The sequence below is a fragment of the Streptomyces sp. NPDC058758 genome (assembly GCF_042746075.1).
Classification (GTDB): Bacteria; Actinomycetota; Actinomycetes; order Streptomycetales; family Streptomycetaceae; genus Streptomyces.
Genome location: NZ_JBHYPS010000092.1, coordinates 1 through 1,952, shown reverse-complemented (window position 1 = coordinate 1,952; position 1,952 = coordinate 1). Strand labels below are relative to the sequence as shown.

The window sequence follows — 1,952 nt, the reverse complement described above, 5'->3', positions numbered from 1 at the left end:
AATAAGCGCTCAAATAGGCTCCTATGTTGTCTATATCCTTTAATGACTTGATTGTTACAAATCCTAAACCCCATAGACTCCTTAATTCAGCATTTTTAATATAAATCTTATCCAAATCATTAAAGCGCATTAAAACATGACAATGCCAGGCTCCACGTCCTTGTGGCTCTACCACCGATAAATAATCTATCGAACTTTCTTTCTTGTATTTATAACGCAACCTGTCGATAAAATTTTGAAAATCACTATAAAGTTTTTTCGTGTCCGTCATATTTTTCTTGTATGTCAAAGTTATATGTAATTCATTTGGCCGTCCTATAAAATTGTTATTTATCAAATAACGCAGCTTCTTAAAGGTTTGTCTCAAAGAATTATAATTTTCCTGCCGATTTTCCGAATGCTCGAACTCCCGGATCTCCCCAGTAGAGAGGTCTACAAACCTATCCTTGTCCAATTTTTTGATATTATTTTTCCGGTTCATCTTCTCCATATGCTGAACTTCAATGACGTGATTCATAGTGGTCACTTTTACAACATCATTTGGAGCTATGAAAACCGCGTCACCATTGCGTTTATCCATCCATTTCCCCTCAATTTTTCCTGTAATGTTTAATTAAAATCAAGTTAATAATAAAGAACCCCAAATCCGAAGTCAGTTTTTCAACAAAAATTAGCGTCCTTTTCCCAAATAGTCCCTATACAATTCCTTAATAGCAAACTCAATTACAGCATCTTTTGAAACTCTTCCAAATTCATTGTGTTTTGTAAAATGTTCGGCTAATAACTCTAGCTTTTTAAATGTTTCAACAGTAATTCGAGGTCCAATTTGTTTTTTCTCTTCCATCCAAACACACTCCTAACAAGTTGTTAACATAATTCTAACATTGGAAATAATAGAATTCAAGAACAGAAAAAAGAAGCACACTCGGAATGATATTTCGTTTCCTTTTGATTCCGAGCCTCCACCCCTTACAATCCCCAAAGGCAACCGACAAGGGAAAATTCGTCCCTTATCGGCACCTCCGGAAATTGTACAGCAAGGGGTCACTCCCAATAAAAAGACTACGACATATAAAACAGGTTTAGCTTCAGAGAAAAAGAGCATAAGGAAACTCGGTGCCACCCTAAAAAAAAGGGTGTCAAACAGGCTGTGCCTGTTGAGTTTCTATGCTCTTAGAACAGGTGCCGTTTTTGAAGCCAAAGATATAGCATAGATACCCCATAGATATAGCAGGGATATACCAAAATATCTCTAGAGATACGGGTATCTATGCTATATCTCTCTACAAGATTCCTCCACACGCTTGACGGAAATGCTTCAGCATTTTAGCACTCACTCGACAGAGTGTATAAGTGCGCCATTCGGAATTTCAAAGCTTCAAATTTCACAGAGAGTGCCCATTTATACACACCCCCTAAATCGTGGTGTGACAATGGGTTCTCGCCGGCTCGAAATCGGTTTGTCATTCTGACAAATAACCCTTCGGGAAATAAAAAAAACGGCTCCATAAAGAGGAACCGTTTTGCTTCAAAAATCACGTTTTGTGTTATACTGGAGAAACGAAATTGTGTTTTCAAAATTGTCATTTTCGACATGATAACTTTTCTCGTAGTGTGGTTTTGCCGAACCCACTACTTTTTTTATGTCTCCGAACTTCATTTCTTCCCGTTCCGGCTTAACAATCCCTTTTGATTTTCGATACATATTCATTCCGGAAGGATACATGTGCAGCCGTCCGCCTTTTAAAAATTTCTTTTCCCGACCTTCTACGATCTTTGTTTGCACCTCACAGCCCTCTGAAGCCACTTTTAAGGCTGTTTCCCTGTCTTGGACATCTTCTAGGTCTATATCAGTCAAATAAGCGCTCAAATAGGCTCCTATGTTGTCTATATCCTTTAATGACTTGATTGTTACAAATCCTAAACCCCATAGACTCCTTAATTCAGCATTT

The 1,952-nt window shown here is 37.8% G+C and carries 1 protein-coding gene and 2 pseudogenes; all 3 read right to left on the bottom strand.

All coding sequences use genetic code 11. From position 1 onward, the window contains the following. A pseudogene (locus ACFW6A_RS39115) lies at positions 1–580 on the bottom strand (hypothetical protein); the annotation flags it as partial. Between the two features lie 90 nt (positions 581–670). Further along, positions 671–844: a hypothetical protein gene (locus ACFW6A_RS39110; protein ID WP_375839303.1), complete on the bottom strand. Its 174-nt coding sequence runs from the start codon at positions 842–844 to the stop codon at positions 671–673. Positions 845–1,528: 684 nt separating this feature from the next. Beyond that, positions 1,529–1,952 (bottom strand): annotated as a pseudogene (locus ACFW6A_RS39105) (hypothetical protein); the annotation flags it as partial.